Genomic DNA, 18,398 nt, shown 5'->3' with positions numbered 1-18,398 from the left:
TCCACGCGACGCGGGCCGGGTCCGCACGACCCAATTTTCTCATGCGTGCCCCAAGCCAATTAAGACCCTACTTAGCAAAGGTTTCTCGGCGTTGCGACAATAAACCTTGCCGCGTCAACTAACGAACCCTATAATTCCTGCCTGGTCAACCATTGCAGTTGCAGCAGAACCATGACGGAACCGACTTCCACGCCGCCGCCCAAAGTGCTCGATTACGACTTCGGCGAAAGCGTTGGCTACCTGATTTCCCGCGTGCGCTCGTCGATGTCGAACCTGGTCACGCAGCGCACCGTGGCGGAGCTTGGCGTCACCAGCCAGCAGGCCAGCGTGCTGTTCATGGTGGCGAGCGGCAAGTGCGTGCTCGCGGCCGAACTGGCGCGCGAATACGGCATCGACGCCAGCGCCGTCACGCGGCTGGTGGACCGGCTGGAAAAGCGCGGTCTCCTGCGCCGCGTGCGCAGCTCCGAAGACCGCCGCGCGGTGCGCCTCGCGCTCACGCCCGAAGGCGAAACCATCGCGGCGCGCATGCCGGCCATCTTCACGAGCGTCACCGACGAGCTATCCAAAGGCTTCACGCCCGAGGAAGTCGGCTTCCTGAAGAGCATGTTGCGGCGGATTCTGGTCAATAGCTGCGAAGCTAACCAGAACGCGAACGCGGCCAATGCGGCATCTAGCCAGCAGTCATCGGGCGATTGATGCGTTAATCGCAATCAATCTGCGCCAAACCGGTACTTACGATAGATGACGAGGCAGGCAAATTTGAAAGCGTCAGACGAAAAAATGGCTGCATCGTCCAGTATCACCTCACCCTCTCACGCAACGAGACGAGCAATGACATCCCTAACCCAGTTTGCGCCAGCGCACACCTGTCGAGCAGCGGTTGCGACCGCGGTCGCGGCGCTCGCGCTTTCGGGCTGCGCAAACTACTTCGGCATCAAGAGCGACAAGACCATCGCGCAGCCGCAACAGTTCGAGACCTCGCAGAGCATTCCGGCACAAGGCGGCCAGTGGCCCACGCTCGACTGGGCGCAGCAGTTCGGCGACCCGCAACTGCCCAAGCTGATCGACGAAGCGCTCGAAGGCAACCCGAGCATCGCCCAGGCGCAGGCGCGCATCGCCAAGGCCTCGTCGTATATCGATACGTCGAAGTCGGCGCTCGCACCGAAGGTCAACGCCAGCTATTCGTGGACGCGCGAGCTGTATTCGGCCAACGCGCTCTTCCCGCCTCCGTACGGCGGCACGTGGTTCAGCGAGAACAATGCGCTCGCCAGCGCGTCGTGGGATCTGGATCTGTGGGGCAAGAATCGCCAGCGTCTCGCGCAGGCAGTGTCGCAGCAGCGCGCCGCGCAGGCCGACATGGAACAGGCGCGCGTCACGCTCGCCTCCTCGGTCGCACGCACGTACAACCAGCTTGCGCAGCTCTACGCGTTGCGCGACATCGCCGCGCGTGAAATCGACAATCGCAAGACCATTGGCACGATCACCAATGGCCGCGTGGTCGCGGGCCTCGACACCAACGTCGAACGCCAGACCGCCAACGGCAATATCGCGACGAGCCAGGCGAACCTCACGCAGATCGACGGCCAGATCGAAACAGTGCGTTATCAGCTGGGCGCGCTGCTGGGCAAAGGCCCGGATCGCGGCCTGCAGATCGCCAATCCGGTTCTGAACCCGGTGGCGCAGATCGCCCTGCCCGACAACCTGCCCGCTGACCTCGTGGCGCGCCGCCCGGACATCGTCGCCGCGCGCTGGCAGGTCGAAGCCGCGATGCACGACGTCAAGGAAGCGAAAGCCGAGTTTTACCCCGACGTGAACCTCGCAGCGGGCTTTGGCTTCGATGCCTTCGGCTGGGGCAAATTCCTCAACTTCACGAGCCGTCAGGCGCAGTTCGGGCCGGCCGTGCATCTGCCGATCTTCGATGCGGGCGCACTGCGCGCGCAGTTGAAGGGCCGTTACGCTGACTTCGATCTGGACGTGGCGAACTACAACCAGACGCTGATCGGCGCGTTCCAGGATGTGGCGACGACGGTGTCGTCGATCCGCTCGGCGGACAAGCAGCTGGTCGATGCGCAGAACGCACTCGATGCGTCGACGAAGGCGTACCAGCTCGCGGTGATCCGCTACAAGGCGGGTCTGTCGGAGCAACTGCAGGTGCTCAACGCCGACCAGAACCGCCTCGCGTCCGAGCAGAACGTGACTAGCCTCAAGGCGCAGCGCCGCGACCAGCAGATGGCGCTCATCAAGGCGCTGGGCGGTGGTTTCGATGCCCACAACGCGCACGACGTGAATCTCGTCGCGCCGTCGCAGGTCGGCAGCGACGCGAAAGACGTGAAAGGCCAGAGCGACGTGAACGGCGGCCCGTGGCGCGATGCGCCGTGGACGGCGCCCGCCTCGTCGACGCCTGCCGCAAGCGCGACGAATTCGGCCGCGAACTGATAGAGCCAAAGCAGCCAGAAAGCCAGAAGCTGGCCAGATAACTGAACGAACAGCACGCAAGAATCCGGAGATCCTTCCATGAGCACCCCTCAGCAACCGGCGGCCAATCCGCAGCCGACCGCGAACAACGGCAAGCGCAAGCGCATGATGACGCTGCTTGTCCTCGTGATCGTGATCGCAGCCATTGCCTACGGCCTCTATTACTTCCTCGTCGCGCGCTTCTCGGAAAGCACCGACGACGCCTACGTCAACGGCAACGTCGTGCAGATCACCCCGCAGGTGACCGGCACGGTGATCGCCGTGAACGCCGACGACACGCAGACCGTCAAGATCGGCGACCCGCTGGTCCAGCTCGACCCGGCTGACTCGCGCATCGCGCTCCAGCAGGCCGAAGCCAATCTCGGCCAGACCGTGCGCCAGGTGCGCGGCCTGTTCGCCGACGACAGCCAGTACCAGGCGCAGGTGGCCGTGCGTCAGGCTGACCTGTCGCGCGCGCAGGACGATCTGCGCCGCCGTATGCAGGTTGCGCAAACGGGCGCGGTTTCGCAGGAAGAAATCTCGCACGCACGCGATACGGTCAAGAGCGCGGAAGCCGCACTCGACGCCGCGCAACAGCAACTCGCCGCGAACCGCGCGCTGACCGCCAACACGACCATCTCCGATCACCCGAACGTGATGGCCGCCGCCGCGAAGGTGCGTGACGCCTACCTCACCAACGCCCGCAACACCCTGCCCGCGCCGGTGACGGGTTACGTTGCGAAGCGCTCGGTGCAGGTCGGCCAGCGTGTTTCGCCGGGTACGCCGCTGATGTCGGTAGTGCCGCTGAATGCCGTGTGGGTCGACGCCAACTTCAAGGAAGTCCAGCTCAAGCACATGCGCATCGGCCAGCCGGTCGACATGACGGCGGACGTCTATGGTTCGTCGGTGGTTTATCACGGCAAGGTGGTGGGCTTCTCGGCAGGCACGGGTTCGGCTTTCTCGCTGCTGCCGGCGCAGAACGCCACGGGTAACTGGATCAAGGTGGTCCAGCGCCTGCCGGTGCGTATCGCGCTCGATCCGGCCGACCTCGAAAAGCACCCGCTGCGCATCGGCCTGTCGATGCAGGTGGACGTGAACATCAAGGACGACACGGGCAGCCAGCTCGGCAACGCGCAGAACACGGTCTACCAGACCAACGTGTTCGAGAAGTACGGCGACGAAGCCGACGCGGAAATCGCCCGCATCATCTCGGAAAATGCAGGCCAGAACGCGAAGCAGGTGTCGTCGGCCAACGGCGCAGCCAAATCCGCCGCGCATAGCTGATGTAAGGATCGCGTGACGCCGCCAGGCATTCCCCAGGGAATCGCCCGGCGGCGTCAGGCTGTACAAGGAAGCAACTCGCAGCAATTAGCAGCACATAACAAAGCACTCAATGGCAGCAGCACAACAACCCGTCGTCCATCCGCCGCTGCAAGGCGCGCAACTCGTGTTCGGCACCATCGCGGTCTCGCTCGCGGTGTTCATGAACGTGCTGGACACGTCGATCGCGAACGTGTCGATCCCGTCGATCTCTGGCGACCTGGGCGTCGCCTCCGATCAAGGCACGTGGGTCATCACCTCGTTTGCGGTGGCGAACGCCATCTCCGTGCCGCTCACGGGCTGGCTGACCGAACGCATCGGCCAGGTGCGCCTGTTCATGGCGTCGATCATTCTGTTCGTGATCTCGTCATGGCTGTGCGGCCTTGCGCCCACGCTGCCCTTCCTGCTCGCCGCGCGCGTGCTGCAGGGCGCCGTGGCCGGCCCGATGATTCCGCTCTCGCAAACCCTGCTACTCGCGAGTTATCCGCGCGCCAAAGCGCCGATTGCGCTCTCGATGTGGTCGATGACGACGCTGATCGCGCCGGTGGCGGGTCCGATTCTCGGCGGCTGGATCTCAGACAATATCTCGTGGCCGTGGATTTTCTACGTGAATATTCCGGTGGGCATCGTCGCCGCGATCGCCACGTGGATGATCTTCCGCAACCGCGATTCGGTGATCCGCAAGGCGCCGATCGACGGCGTGGGTCTTGGTCTGCTGATCCTCTGGGTCGGCTCGCTGCAGATCATGCTCGACAAGGGCAAGGATCTCGACTGGTTCTCGTCGACGACCATCATCGTGCTGGCGCTGACCGCCGTGATCTCGTTCGCGTTCTTCGTGATCTGGGAATTGACCGCCGAACACCCGGTCGTCGATCTGTCGCTGTTCGCGCGGCGTAACTTTACGGGCGGCACAATTGCGCTGTCGGTGGGCTATGGCCTTTACTTCGGCAATCTGGTGCTGCTGCCGCTGTGGCTGCAGACCGATCTGGGCTACACCGCCACCGATGCGGGTCTCGTGATGGCGCCGGTGGGCTTCTTCGCGATCCTGCTTTCGCCGGTCACGGGCAAGATCCTGCCGCGTACCGATCCGCGCTATATCGCCACCACCGCGTTCGTGGTGTTCGCGCTGTGTTTCTGGCTGCGCTCGCAGTACACGACCGGCGTGGATACGTGGGCGCTCACGGTCCCCACCTTGATCCAGGGCATCGGCATGGCGGGTCTGTTCATTCCGCTGGTGTCGATCACGCTGTCGGGTCTGCCGGGCAATCGCATTCCGGCAGCATCGGGTCTGTCGAACTTCGTGCGGATCATGTGCGGCGGCATCGGCACTTCGATCTTCGAAACCGCCTGGGACCATCGCACGATCTTCCACCACGCGCGCCTGACGGAACAGGCCACGCCGACCAACCCGGTGTTCAACCAGTCGATGCAGCAGATGCAGAACTCGGTGGGGCTCGATCCGGCGCAGTCGCACGGCATGTTCGACCGCATGGTGACGCAGCAGGCCGCACAGCTGGGCGTCAACGACCTGTTCTGGATTTCGTCGGTGATCTTTATCGTGCTGATCGCGCTGATCTGGATCACGCGCCCCGAGCGCGCAGGCAGCGCCGATGCAGGCGCGGCGGCTTCAGCGGCACACTAGACGCAAGCGCACGAGACGCACCAACAAAAACGGCACGCCGATTCACTGGCGTGCCGTTTTTTATTGCTCGCGCGATCTGCTCAATCGCGCTGCTGCAATCCTCAGATCGGGCCGTTCACGACCAGACGTTCCGGCGCAAGCACGCCATTCGCCGCCTTGGCCACGCCTAGCAGCCGCCCGGCTTCGTCATACACACGTACGCGTTCGGCGGCTTCGCATTCCGTGCGATCCAGCACCAGCGCATTGAGCGGCAGACGCTGGCCATGCGTGAAGCGACGCGCCGATTCAGCGTCGAGCGTGACGCGCGGGAAAGTCGAAAGCAGCGCATCCACCGGCTGCAGCCACACGTCGCGCGCGGGTTCGTCCATCGCCGTGAGCGCATCGAGCGTCACTGCATGGTCGAGCGTCAGCGCGCCCACGCCGGTACGACGCAGCATCACCAGATGCGCGCCGCAACCCAGCGCCTCGCCGATATCCTCGGCGAGCGTGCGCACATACGTACCCTTGGTGCAGGTCACGCGGAACGTCACGTCGGGCAGTGCGCAGGCAATCATCTCAAGCGCGATGATCGTGACATTGCGCCCTTCGCGCTCGACCGTCTGGCCCGCGCGCGCGTACTCATAGAGCGGCTTGCCGTCGCGCTTGAGCGCCGAATACATCGGCGGAATCTGCACGATGTCGCCGAGAAAACGCGACATCGCTTCGCGCACCGCGGCTTCATCGCAGGTGACGTCGCGCGTCTCGACCGCTTCGCCTTCGGCATCGCCCGTCGTCGTGCGAATGCCCAGGCGCATGGTCGCCTCGTAGGTCTTGTCGGCTTCGAGCAGATCCTGCGAGAACTTGGTGGCTTCGCCAAAGCACAGCGGCAGCAGACCCGAAGCCAGCGGATCGAGCGTACCCGTGTGCCCCGCCTTCTTCACGCGATAAAGACGCTTGGCGCGGATCAGCGCATCGTTGCTCGACAGGCCGACGGGCTTGTCGAGCAGCAGCACGCCGTCCAGCAGGCGACGCGGCACTTTGGGACGCTGCTCGCCCTGATTCTTCTTCGATGATGCAGTCATGCTGGCGAGATCAGTCGTCCTTGGCGCGCGAAGCGTTCGCCTCGTCGATCAGACGCGACATCGCCACGCCCTTCTCGACCGACTGGTCGTAATGGAAATGCAGCGTCGGCACCGTGTGGATATGCAGGCGCTTGAAGAGCTGGTTGTGCAGGTGACCGGCGGCGTGATTGAGCGCCTCCTGGGTCTGCTGCGGATCGCCCGTGAGCGTCGTGAAATAGACCTTGGCGTGCGCATAGTCCGGCGTCAGCTCGACGCTCTGGATCGTCACGAGGCCCACGCGCGGGTCTTTCACTTCGCGCATCAGTTCGGAGAGATCGCGCTGGATCTGATCGGCGATCTGCACGTTGCGATTCGGGGAAGTACGTTTTTTCGGCATGATGATTCCACCTCTCTGGCGGCATTCGTTGCGGCGCGCTGCAATCAGGATCATCCTGGCGCGCGGCCGCGCAAAAACTGTCGGACAAAAAACAAAGGGCGGGGCTGGCTACTGCCCGCCCCGCCCCTTTTCGGGTAAGCCCGCGAGCGGCCTGAACCATCAGGCCTGCCCGCGTGCGCCGCTGATTTACAGCGTACGCGCGACTTCCGTGATCTCGAACACTTCGAACTGGTCGCCTTCGACGATGTCGTTGAAGTTTTTGATCGACATACCGCACTCGAAGCCTTGCTTGACTTCCTTGACGTCGTCCTTGAAGCGCTTGAGCGAGTCGAGTTCGCCGGTATGGATCACCACGTTGTTGCGGATCACACGCACCGACGACGAACGCTTGACGAAACCGTCCGTGACCATACAACCCGCGATCAGGCCAACCTTCGGCACGCGGATCACCTGGCGCACTTCGGCCATACCCGTCACGACTTCGCGCTTCTCCGGCGCCAGCATGCCCGACATGGCCGCCTTCACCTCATCCACTGCGTCATAGATGATGTTGTAGTAGCGGATGTCGATGCCGTTCGCCTCGGCGACCTTACGCGCCTGTGCATCAGCACGCGTGTTGAAGCCGATGATGACCGCCTTCGAAGCCGTTGCCAGGTTGACGTCCGACTCGCTGATCGCACCGACCGCGCTGTGCACGATCTGCACGCGCACTTCGCCGGTCGACAGCTTGAGCAGCGATTGCACCAGCGCTTCCTGCGAGCCCTGCACGTCGGCCTTGACGATAAGCGGCAGGTTTTGCACTTCGCCTTCCGTCATCTGCTCGAGCATGTTTTCGAGCTTCGCGGCCTGCTGCTTGGCCAGCTTCACGTCGCGGAACTTGCCTTGACGGAACAGGGCGATTTCACGCGCCTTGCGCTCGTCCGGCAGAACGATGACTTCTTCGCCTGCGCCCGGCACTTCCGACAGACCCTGGATTTCGACCGGGATCGACGGGCCAGCTTCCTTGGTCGGCTTGCCGGTTTCGTCGAGCATGGCGCGCACGCGACCGTAGGCACTGCCTGCCAGGACGACGTCGCCGCGGTTGAGCGTACCCGACTGGACGAGGATCGTTGCAACCGGACCCTTACCCTTGTCGAGCTTCGCTTCGATAACCAGACCCTTGGCCGGCGCTGCGACCGGAGCCTTCAGTTCCAGCACTTCGGCTTGCAGCGAGACGTTTTCGAGCAGTTCGTCGATGCCCGTACCGGTCTTTGCCGACACCGGCACGAACGGCGAATCGCCGCCGTACTCTTCCGGCACGACGCCTTCAGCGACCAGTTCCTGCTTGACGCGCTCCGGATTCGCATCCGGCTTGTCGATCTTGTTGATCGCCACGACGAGCGGCACACCCGCTGCCTTGGCGTGAGCGATCGCTTCCTTCGTCTGCGGCATCACGCCGTCGTCGGCTGCGACCACCAGAATGACGATGTCGGTTGCCTTCGCACCGCGAGCACGCATGGCCGTGAAGGCCTCGTGACCCGGCGTGTCGAGGAACGTGATGACGCCACGCGGCGTTTCGACGTGATAAGCGCCGATGTGCTGCGTAATGCCGCCGGCTTCGCCCGCTGCGACCTTGGCGCGGCGGATGTAGTCGAGCAGCGAGGTCTTGCCGTGGTCGACGTGACCCATGACGGTGACGACCGGCGGACGCGGCAGTTGCTCTGCGTCCGTAACGGTGGTCTGACCTTCGACCAGCAGTGCTTCCGGATCGTCGAGCTTCGCAGCGACGGCGCGGTGGCCCAGTTCTTCGACGATGATCATCGCCGTTTCCTGGTCCAGCATCTGGTTGATGGTGACCATCTGGCCCATCTTCATCATCACCTTGATGACTTCAGACGCCTTCACGGACATCTTGTGCGCGAGGTCAGCCACGGTGATGGTTTCCGGCACGTGCACTTCGCGCACGATCGGCTCGGTCGGCGCCTGGAACGTCGAGGAAGCGTCCTGGTGACGGCCACGGCCCTTCGGGCCGCCGCGCCAGCCGCGGTCCACGCCGCCCGACGAATCGCCACGCGTCTTGATGCCGCGGCGCTTCGCAGCGTCGTCCTGCCAGCCGCCCTTGCCTGCGCCCGGCTTCTTGTTGCGGTCGCCCGCGCCGGCGCCCGGTGCGCCAGCAGAAGGCGCTGCCGCAGTGGCAGGCTTCTTCGCAGCGGCGCCAGCTGCCGGACGCGCTGCAGCACCTTCCGGACGGGCCGGCTTGTGCAGCGTGCCCTTGGCTTCGGCAGGCTTGGCCGGTTCGGCGGGCTTCGGCGGTTCGACCGCCTTGACCTGCGCCTTGCGCGGCGTGTTCATCATTTCGCGGATCGCGCGCGCCTCGGCTTCTGCAGCCGCACGGCGGCGAGCGATCTCTTCCTGTTCTTTCTGCGCCTTTTCGGCGGCTTCACGCGCGGCTACTTCGGCCTTCTGCGCGGCTTCGCGCTGCGCGGCGCGCTCGGCGGCGGCGCGGTCATCATCTTGCTGTTGCTTCACTTCCTTCGCTTCTGCTTCGGCATTGCGCTGGGCAGCGACGGCCTGAGCGGCCAGTTCGCGCGCAGCGGCATCTGCCGCGGCCTTCTTATTGGCGGCCTCTTCTTCGGCACGGCGACGTTGCGCTTCGGCGGCTTCTTCGCGTTCGCGGCGCTCGGCCTCTTCACGCGCGAGAGTCTCCTGACGCTCCTTGAGTTCCTGAGCCTGACGCTCCAGAAGCTCGGCCTCGCGGCGAGCTTCTTCTTCGCGGCGCTGCAGTTCCGCTTCTTCAGCGGCGGCTGCGGCGTCGGTGGCATGATTCGATGCCTCCGCCTGTTCGGCGGATTCGTCGCGGCGGACGAACGTGCGCTTCTTGCGCACCTCGACCTGAATGGTGCGAGCCTTGCCCGTCGAATCGGACTGCTTGATTTCCGACGTATGCCGTTTCGTCAGCGTAATCTTGCGCTTGTCTGCATCAGTCGAGCCGTGAGACTTGCGCAAGTGGTCGAGCAGACGCGCCTTGTCCGTTTCGGACAAGGAGTCAGCTTCGCTCGCTTTCGTGACGCCCGCCGCCTGCAGCTGCTCGAGCAGCACGCCGGCAGGCATCTTCAGTTCCGCGGCAAATTGGGCTACGTTGTTACTCGCCATTCATTCCTCTTAATGCAAGGACCGATTCCTTGCGGTTGACATCGGGTCATGCGGCACCGTTTGCCCCGCGCTTATCAAGCCAGCTGCGGGGCGGCCGCGATCAGTTCAGTGGGTCATGGTCGCTTCCTGCTCGTCACGCCCTGGTGAATCACCATTGGGGGAAAACTCCCCCGCCGATCATTCGAACCAGTGCTCACGTGCCTTCATGATCAACGCCTTGGCGGCGTCCTCTTCCATTCCCGTCATTTCGGTGAGTTCATCCACGGCCAGCTCGGCGAGCTCGTCGCGGGTGTGAACTTCATGCTGCGCCAGCTTCGCGAGCAGCTCCGGGTCGATGCCGTCCAGACTCTTGAGGTCCAGCGCGGCGCTTTCCACCTTTTCCTCGTTCGCGATGGCCTGCGTGAGCAGGGCGTCGCGCGCGCGGTTGCGCAGCTCGTGCACGGTGTCCTCGTCGAACGCCTCGATTTCCAGCATTTCGTTGAGGGGCACGTAGGCGATCTCTTCGAGGCTCGTGAAGCCTTCGTCGATCAGGATGTCAGCGACTTCCTCATCGACGTCGAGACGCGCCATGAACAGGTCGCGCAGCACCGTGCGCTCCTGGTTCTGCTTCTGCGCAGATTCATCCGGCGTCATGATGTTGATCTGCCAGCCGGTCAGCTCGCCAGCAAGACGCACGTTCTGGCCGCTGCGGCCAATGGCGACTGCAAGTTCGCTTTCGTCGACGACAACATCCATCGAGTGCTTTTCTTCGTCGACGACGATCGACTGCACGGCTGCCGGCGCGAGCGCGCCGATCACGAACTGGGCGGGATCTTCCGACCATAGCACGATGTCGACGTTTTCGCCACCGAGCTCGTTGCGCACAGCCTGCACGCGCGAGCCGCGGATACCGACGCAAGTGCCGATCGGATCGATGCGCTTGTCGTATGCCACCACGCCGATCTTGGCGCGAACGCCCGGATCGCGCGCCGCCGCCTTGATTTCGAGAAGGCCTTGCTCGATTTCCGGCACTTCCATCTCGAACAGCTTCATCAGGAACTCAGGCGCCGTGCGCGAGAGTTCGATCTGCGGGCCACGCGCGGTGCGATCGACCTTGCCGATCCAGGCACGCACGCGGTCGCCCACGCGCAGGTTTTCCTTCGGAATCAGCTGGTCGCGGCGCAGCAGCGCTTCGACACGGCCCGATTCGACGATGAAATTGCCCTTGTCCATGCGCTTGACCGTGCCGGTCATGATGCTTTCGCCGCGCTCGAGGAAGTCGTTCAGGATCTGTTCGCGCTCGGCGTCACGGACCTTCTGCAGAATGACCTGCTTGGCGGCCTGCGCACCGATACGGCCGAATTCGACCGACGGCACCGGCTGCTCGATGAACTCGTCGATCTGCGCGTCGGCGTTCTGCTCGCGAGCTTCGAACAGGAGAATTTCCTGATCCGGCTCCTGCAGACCTGCCTCGTCCGGCACGACGCGCCAGCGACGAAACGTTTCGTGCTCGCCGCTTTCACGGTCGATATGCACACGGATGTCCGCATCCTCGTCGAAGAGTTTCTTGGAGGCCGACGCAAGCGCCGCTTCAAGGGCGGCAAACACCACGTCCTTGTCGACATTTTTCTCGCGTGCCAGCGCATCCACCAGCATCAACACTTCGCGACTCATTGTTTGCGGCTCCTAAAGTCAACTTTGGGGATCAGACGGGCTTTGTCGATGTCCGCGAGCGTGAAATCGAGCATCGCAGGCCCCGCCTTCCCTTCGAATTCCAGACCGATGGTTTCGCCTTCCGGGGCATGCACGATGCCGCGGTACGATTTCCGTCCGTCCAATGGCTTTTTCAACGTGATGACCGCTTCGCAGCCCGCGAAGCGTTCGAAGTCCGCCAGTTTCTTCAGCGGACGGTCGAGGCCGGGCGAGGAGACCTCGAGACGTTCGTAGTCGATGTTCTCGACAAACAGAACGTGCTGCAGCTGACGCGTGACCTTCTCGCAGTCCTCGATCGCGATACCCGCGGGCTGATCGATGTAGATGGCCAGCATGCCGCGCCCGGTGCGCTCGAGGTCGACCAGCTCGTAACCGAGCCCGGTGACCGTGGTTTCAATCAGTTCCGTCAGTTGCACAATGCCCACTCCAGATGTTCGCGCAGCGAGCCGGCAACTTCCTTTGATTCGGGATTCGCGGGCCGCGCGCCAGGTGAGCGCGCGCTCTTGCACTTCAACCCAGATTGGCGAGCCCGACCCAGCGTGATAAATGGTTTTACTGCACGATGACGCCCGATGCCGGATAAAAGCAACGAACACAATCGGCCGAACCAAAAAAAAATGGGCGAAACGCCCATCTTCTCACTTAGCCAGGTGGTCGCACCTGGGACGCAAATAAAAGCCGCACGCCCAGCGACTTCGAGATTGTAGCCTTTTTTCGCTTTTAACGCAAACCGCGAGGCGCTTGCGCCACAGTATCCGAGGGCGGATATGGCAGCGCTGAAAGCGTTTTCAAGACCAGTTCGAAGCGATTGCGTGCAGTTGACGGCTGCCGTTGCGAGCAGCCGCCTGGCGAGCGCTACCTGATTATCCGGAGCGCTCGCTGGGTCGTCGCTCAGTGGCCGCGCGTACGGCCACGCGGCGCGCCGCGCTGACCGGTGCGATTGCCGCCGCCTGCCGCGCGATTGCCATTGGCGTTGCCGCCGGCGTTGTTGCCCGCGCCACGGCGGTTGCCGCCCGCGTTACCGCCGGCATTGCCACCAGCGCGCTTGCCGCCGGACGGTGCGCGATTGCCGTCGACGTCGCCACGCGCGCCGCCGCTACGGCCATTGCCGCCGCCGTTGGGGCGATTACCGCGGTTGCCGCCGGCATTGCCGCCACCGAAGCCGCCGCCAAATCCACCCGCCCCGCTACCCGCGCCGAAACCACCGGCCTGCGCGCCACGGCGGCCTGCGCCACCACCACGCTGCTGACGCGGCTGACCCATCGCACCGTGCGAGCTGAGCACCGGCTCGCGGTTGATAAAGCCCATCGAGGTCTGCATCGGATCGGGCTGGCGACGCTCCTGCTCCTTGCCGCCACGACCGCCCTTCTCTTCGCTCGGCGCCTTCAGACCGACTGCGGCCATGAGCGCGCGCACTTCATTGTCTTCGAGCTCTTCCCAGCGGCCGCGCTTGAGGCCCTTGGGCAGCGCAATCGGGCCGTGGCGCGTACGGATCAGGCGGCTCACCATCAGGCCGGCCGCTTCGAACATACGACGCACTTCGCGGTTACGGCCTTCGGCCAGCGCGACGTGATACCAGTGATTCGTGCCTTCGCCGCCACCGTCGCGGATGCGCAGGAAGCTCGCCGGGCCGTCTTCGAGCTCGACGCCCTTGAGCAGCTTCTGGCGCATGCCTTCGCTCAGCTCGCCGACGACGCGCACCGCGTACTCACGCTCCACGCTGTAGCGCGGGTGCATGAAGCGGTTGGCCAGATCGCCCGAGGTCGTCAGCATCAGCAGACCTTCGGTGTTGAAGTCCAGACGGCCGACGGCCAGCCACTTCGCCGTTTTCATCGGCGGCAGGCGGTCGAACACCGAGGCACGGCCTTCCGGATCGGCATGGCTGACGATTTCGCCGGTCGGCTTGTGATAGATCAGCACGCGCGGCGGCTTGTTGGCCAGCTTGCGCTTGATCGGCTTGCCGTTGATGCGGACCTGGTCGGTCGGCAAAATGCGCTGGCCGATGTGCGCCGGTTCACCGTTCACCGAAACGCGCCCGGCGATGATCAGCTCTTCCATGTCGCGGCGCGAGCCCATGCCCGCGTCCGCCAGTACCTTGTGCAGCTTCGGTGCGTCGTCGTCCGGGCTCAGCACGCGCTTGGGCTGCTGGGCGCGGCCGCCACGGCGCAGCATCGGCGCACGCACGCCGGTGCCCGCGCCGTTGTCGGCGTCGAATGCCGGCGACGTGACGTACAGGAACAGATCGTCCTGCGTGCCTTCGCCTGCGGCGGCCGCAGCCGGCGCTTCAGCGCGGCCCTTGCCGCCACGAGCGCCCTTCGCGCCTTTGGCTGCCGGAGCCGCGGCGTTAGCGCCTTCCGCGGCCTTGGGCGCAGCAGTGCGGCGGCCCTTCTTCGCGGGCGCGACAGCGGCGTCCTTGTCCTTGCGCGGCGTGCGCACTTTCGCGGCGACCTCGCCGTCCGGCGGCGTTTCGATGCCGGCGGACGCTTCCGGCGCGCCATCGGCTGCGCCTTCGTTCTTGCCCTTGGCGCCCGCACGGCGGCGTGCGATCAGGCTACGCGGACCGCGGCGCAAGCCGCGGCGCGGACGGTCTTCGCCCTCGGCGGCGTGCTCGCCTGCCTGCGGGCCAGCGACCTCGCCGCCATCGTGGGCGGCGCGCGTGTCGTCATCGCGCGTGGAGGACGCGCGACGCGCGGATTCGGACGCGTCGGTCGAATCGGTGTCGTGGATATCAGTCAAAACAACCTCGAAATGTCAGGTTGCGCGCCCGTATGGGAGGGGCGCGTCAGTGTGTTTGTTGCTTCAGATGCCGCGTCGGGCGGCGTCGTCGTCCGTCGTCGAGACGGGGTCGTCCTGCGCCGCGTCGCGGCGGTCTTCGTGTTCTTCTGCGGGCTCGCCGGCGGCATGGCCAGCGGGCTGCGCTGCGCCTGCATTAGCCAGCCCGGCGTCGAGATCCTGCGCGAACGCGGATTCATCGAGATGCGCCTGCACGGCGACAGTTTGCGAAACCGCGTGTTCGGTCGCGTCGTGCGTCGCTGTCGCTGTGTCAGCGGCCGGCTCTTCGATCGCTTCCTGCGGGTTCGCCTCTGCATCCGCATCGTCCGTGCCCGTCGCCAGCGCTTCGTCGCCACGCTCGGAAGCGGCCTCAGCGATGAGCTGCGCCACTTCGCTTTCCGGGAATTCGATCGCATGCTGCGCGAGCAACTGCTCGCCCAGCTGGTTCGACGGATCGTCGAGCGGCGGCAGTTCGTCGAGCGATTTCAGGCCGAGATCGTCGAGAAACTGGCGCGTCGTGGCGTAAAGCGCCGGGCGTCCCGGCACGTCGCGATGGCCGATCACTTCGATCCAGTTGCGGTCCTCGAGTTGCTTGACGACCTGCGTATTGACCGTGACCCCGCGGATTTCCTCGATATCGCCGCGCGTGACCGGCTGCCGGTACGCGATGATGGCGAGCGTTTCGAGCACCGCGCGCGAATAACGCGGCGGCTTTTCGGGATGCAGGCGGTCAAGATACGTACGCATGGCCGGCTTGCTCTGAAAGCGCCAGCCGGACGCGAGGCCCACCAGTTCCACGCCGCGCCCCGACCATTCTTGCCGCAGGTCTTCGAGCAGGTTACGGACGGTGTCGGCCGAAATGTCGTCGGCAAACAGCTTGCGCAGCTCGCCGATCTTCAGCGGCTCCTGCGTGCAGATCAATGCAGTCTCGAGGACGATCTTCGCCTCTTGGGTATTCATGCAGCCAGGTCAGACCCTAAGTAAGGTAAATCAGGTTCAGGGAACCGGATCAGACAGACGAAAGACGATATGGAACTGGAGACGCGCTCGCCCGATTCTGATCGGTCATATTGATGGGAGCACGCACCGGGGGGCCGCTAAACGACGCTTTGCACACTTGGAGAGAGACAAAGTGCCAGACCCAGCCGGACGGAGCAGCGAAATTCCCGCAGGGAATCGCGTGACTGAGCGCCATCTTACGCAAAAACGCCGGGGGCGTAAAGTCGCGCGGCGGCGCGTTTTAGCCCGTCTGCGTCAATACCGTATGGATCATTGGATGATCGATGCGGCCCGCATGTCGATGCTCCCGCGCCCCGCATTTCAGCGCGCGCCATGCTGCGCCAGATATCGCGCGAGACGCTCGACGCCCGCATCGAGCCGCGCCGTGTCGCAGGCATAGCACCAGCGCACAAAACCCTCCCCCTCAGGACCGAATGCACTGCCCGGCGCGAGTCCGAGACGCGCCTCCCGCACCAGCGCCTTGCACAGTTCGAGGCTCTCCTGCGCGCCCGCGAGCCGGAAAAACAGATACATCGCGCCATGCGGCACCTTGACGTCGACGCCCGGCAACTGCGCGAGCGCCGCCGCGAGGTGATCGCGCGAGGCGCGCAGATCGTCCACCAGCGTTTGCGTGAAAGCCGCGCCCTGCTCCAGCGCGACGATGCCGGCCTGCTGCACGAACGACGGCGCGCAGGACGTGTTGTATTCGACCAGCTTGCCGAGGTCGTCCATCAGCGCGCGCGGCGCAACCATCCAGCCCAGCCGCCAGCCCGTCATGAGCCAGGCTTTCGAGAAAGAATTGACGCAAATCAAACGCTCATCGCGCGAAGCGAGATCGAGGAAGGACGGCGCGGTGCGTTCACCGGCTTCGCCATAGTACAGGCGCTCGTAGACCTCGTCGGCGACGATCCAGATGCCGTGGCGGCGGCAATGCGCCAGCACGGCGCGCTGTTCGTCGCGCGTCATCACCCAGCCGGTCGGGTTGTTCGGCGAGTTGATCATGAGCAGCTTCGTGCCGGGCTTGAGCGCGGCAAGCAGGCGATCGAGATCGAGCGTCCAGCCGCGCGCGCCGTAATCGAGCGCCACGGTTTCAACATGCGCGCCGAGGATTTTGGGAATTTCGACGAGATTCGGCCATAGCGGCGTCACCGCGACCACACGGTCGCCCGCGCCCGTCACCAGTTGCGCCGCCAGCATCAGCGCATTCACGCCCGCGCTGGTGACGGCGATGTGCTCGGCAGGCGTCGCGCCGTGCAAATCGCTCACATAACGCGCAAGCGCTTCGCGCAGCGGCGCGATGCCGAGGTTATGCGTGTAGAACGTGTCACCGCGCGTGAGCGCCTGAGCGGCGGCATCGCGGATGAAGGCCGGCGTGACGCGATCGGATTCGCCGAACCAGAACGGCAGCACGTCGGCGCGGCCGAAACCTTCGTTCGCCACCTCGCGGATCTGCGACGCGCGTAGCGCCTGCACCGCCGCGCGCGCGTTGGCTGGCGCGCTGGACGACGAAAGCACCGTGTTCATCGGTGGAGTGGCGGAGGAAGACAGGTCGAGATCGCGCATCGAGGGTTCCGTGGAAAGCGTGGAAAGTAGACGGTGGGACGCAATTCAGCTGCGCACCAGTGTAGCGCCGCGTACGCTCGCGCCAATTTCCAGCCGCCTTCGCGGGACGCTTCAGCGCTCGCCGCCCAGTTCGCGGATCAGCGCCCACACCGCCTCGGCGGCGGGCGACAGCGAACGGTCGCGCCGCCGCACCAGTTCGACCGTGCGCTCGGCGCGCGGCACCAGCGAGCGCGCCAGCAGCGACGAACCGGCCGGCACCGGCAAGGCAAGCCAGGGCAGCACGCTCACGCCCACGCCCGCTTCCACCAGTCCGAAAACAGTCGCCGGATGCCCGAGTTCCTGCACGATGCGCGCATTGACGCCCTGCTCGCGCATCACCGCGTCGATCAGCGGGCGGCTGCCCGAAGCGTGATCGAGCATCACCAGGCGCTCGCCGTCGAGCGCTCTCCACGGCACCTCTTCGCGGCCCGCGAGCGCATGATCGCCGCGCACCACCACGCAGAACGAATCCGTGGCGAGCAGTTCGGTTTCCAGATCTTCCGCCGCCGATGCGCCCACGAAGGGCCCGATCACCACGCCGAAATCCACCTCTCCCGAACGCACCTTGCGCACCACGTCGCTTTGCACGTCATCGCGCAGGCCGAGCGTCACGTAGGGAAACTGCCGTCCGCACGCCGCCACCACCTCGGGCATCAGCCGGCACGCGACGGTCGGGCTCGCGGCCACCACCACCCGCCCGCGCCGCTGCTCGCCGATCTCGCGGATCTCGCGCAGCGCGTCGTCCAGGTCGCCGATCAGGCGCGGAATCGTCGCGATCAGGTTGGCGCCCACGTCGGTCAACTGCACATCGCGCGTGGTGCGATCGACGAGCTTGACGCCCATCTCGGCTTCCAGCTCGCGCACGCAGCGGCTCACCGCCGACTGGGTGAGGCCGATTTCATCCCCCGCGCGGCTGAAGCTCTGCAGACGCGCGACTTCGATGAATACCCGCAACTGCCGCAACGTCACATTCATCCGGTGGCCTCATGAATCACTGTGTTTGATGCAATTTTAGCTGCTTGCTGGATCGTTACAGCAGGGTGAATCTGCCCGTCAATTGTTCGCCGCAGTGCAGCAATACAGCGAAAACGCACGCCTGGCGGGCCTGTTTGCACAAGATTGGTGATTGTCCCGATTTCCCGGTGATGCGTTTTCGAGTCGAATACGCCCCTGGCAAGCACCCGCGCAGGCTTGATACCACGCGGCTTCGAGACGAAAGTGTGCGAGCTGGCACGCTTCTCGCATTAAGGCAGACACAGGATCGGCGGACGGTCCGATGCTTGATGAGACTGGCCCGTCCAAAACCGATTCCGCCTGGTACTCCGCCAACCGGCCGGATGTACATGAA

13 protein-coding genes are annotated in these 18,398 nt (G+C 64.7%); 4 read left to right on the top strand and 9 right to left on the bottom strand.

The genetic code is table 11. From position 1 onward, the window contains the following. Window positions 1-171: 171 nt before the first annotated feature. The 4 genes from F3J17_RS14790 to F3J17_RS14775 all read left to right on the top strand — a co-directional run bounded on the left by F3J17_RS14790 (window position 172) and on the right by F3J17_RS14775 (window position 5,416). Window positions 172-696, top strand: a complete 525-nt coding sequence (locus F3J17_RS14790) for a MarR family winged helix-turn-helix transcriptional regulator (protein ID WP_167059571.1) — start codon at window positions 172-174, stop codon at window positions 694-696. 135 nt (window positions 697-831) lie between these two features. Further along, window positions 832-2,436, top strand: coding sequence for an efflux transporter outer membrane subunit (locus F3J17_RS14785; RefSeq protein ID WP_167059568.1), 1,605 nt, complete (start codon window positions 832-834; stop codon window positions 2,434-2,436). 78 nt (window positions 2,437-2,514) lie between these two features. Then, entirely contained in the window at window positions 2,515-3,738 is a 1,224-nt protein-coding gene (locus F3J17_RS14780; RefSeq protein WP_167059565.1) for an EmrA/EmrK family multidrug efflux transporter periplasmic adaptor subunit, read from the top strand. 109 nt (window positions 3,739-3,847) lie between these two features. After that, entirely contained in the window at window positions 3,848-5,416 is a 1,569-nt protein-coding gene (locus F3J17_RS14775; protein WP_167059562.1) for a DHA2 family efflux MFS transporter permease subunit, read from the top strand. Between the two features lie 101 nt (window positions 5,417-5,517). On the opposite strand, the gene truB is transcribed toward F3J17_RS14775, so the two are convergent. From truB to F3J17_RS14730, 9 genes are all read right to left on the bottom strand, one after another. After that, window positions 5,518-6,477 carry a tRNA pseudouridine(55) synthase TruB gene (gene truB / locus F3J17_RS14770; RefSeq protein WP_167059559.1) on the bottom strand — a complete coding sequence of 320 codons (960 nt, stop codon included), beginning with the start codon at window positions 6,475-6,477 and terminating at the stop codon, window positions 5,518-5,520. A gap of 10 nt (window positions 6,478-6,487) precedes the next feature. Beyond that, window positions 6,488-6,853 (bottom strand): 30S ribosome-binding factor RbfA, encoded by a 366-nt coding sequence (gene rbfA / locus F3J17_RS14765; RefSeq protein WP_027818247.1) that lies wholly within the window; start codon window positions 6,851-6,853, stop codon window positions 6,488-6,490. Window positions 6,854-7,039: 186 nt separating this feature from the next. After that, window positions 7,040-9,985: a translation initiation factor IF-2 gene (gene infB / locus F3J17_RS14760; RefSeq protein WP_167059556.1), complete on the bottom strand. Its 2,946-nt coding sequence runs from the start codon at window positions 9,983-9,985 to the stop codon at window positions 7,040-7,042. A 177-nt stretch (window positions 9,986-10,162) separates the two neighbouring features. Further along, complete coding sequence (gene nusA, locus F3J17_RS14755; RefSeq protein ID WP_027818245.1) at window positions 10,163-11,638, bottom strand: transcription termination factor NusA; 1,476 nt, start codon at window positions 11,636-11,638, stop codon at window positions 10,163-10,165. After that, window positions 11,635-12,093: a ribosome maturation factor RimP gene (rimP, locus tag F3J17_RS14750; protein ID WP_065061251.1), complete on the bottom strand. Its 459-nt coding sequence runs from the start codon at window positions 12,091-12,093 to the stop codon at window positions 11,635-11,637. Before rimP ends, nusA begins: the two co-directional genes overlap by 4 nt. Window positions 12,094-12,568: 475 nt before the next feature. Further along, a complete protein-coding gene (gene rluB / locus F3J17_RS14745) occupies window positions 12,569-14,413 on the bottom strand; it encodes a 23S rRNA pseudouridine(2605) synthase RluB (protein WP_167059553.1) in 1,845 nt (614 codons plus the stop codon). A 63-nt stretch (window positions 14,414-14,476) separates the two neighbouring features. Continuing rightward, window positions 14,477-15,409 carry an SMC-Scp complex subunit ScpB gene (scpB, locus tag F3J17_RS14740; protein WP_167059550.1) on the bottom strand — a complete coding sequence of 311 codons (933 nt, stop codon included), beginning with the start codon at window positions 15,407-15,409 and terminating at the stop codon, window positions 14,477-14,479. Window positions 15,410-15,769: 360 nt separating this feature from the next. Beyond that, window positions 15,770-16,972, bottom strand: a complete 1,203-nt coding sequence (locus F3J17_RS14735) for a pyridoxal phosphate-dependent aminotransferase (RefSeq protein WP_240160988.1) — start codon at window positions 16,970-16,972, stop codon at window positions 15,770-15,772. 150 nt (window positions 16,973-17,122) lie between these two features. Next, window positions 17,123-18,025, bottom strand: coding sequence for a LysR family transcriptional regulator (locus F3J17_RS14730; RefSeq protein ID WP_167059544.1), 903 nt, complete (start codon window positions 18,023-18,025; stop codon window positions 17,123-17,125). Window positions 18,026-18,398: the final 373 nt, after the last annotated feature.

It is taken from the genome of Burkholderia sp. Ax-1719, from assembly GCF_011753055.1.
GTDB lineage: Bacteria > Pseudomonadota > Gammaproteobacteria > Burkholderiales > Burkholderiaceae > Paraburkholderia.
Note: the sequence above shows the minus strand (reverse complement) of the source record. Positions and strands in the feature narration are given on the sequence as shown.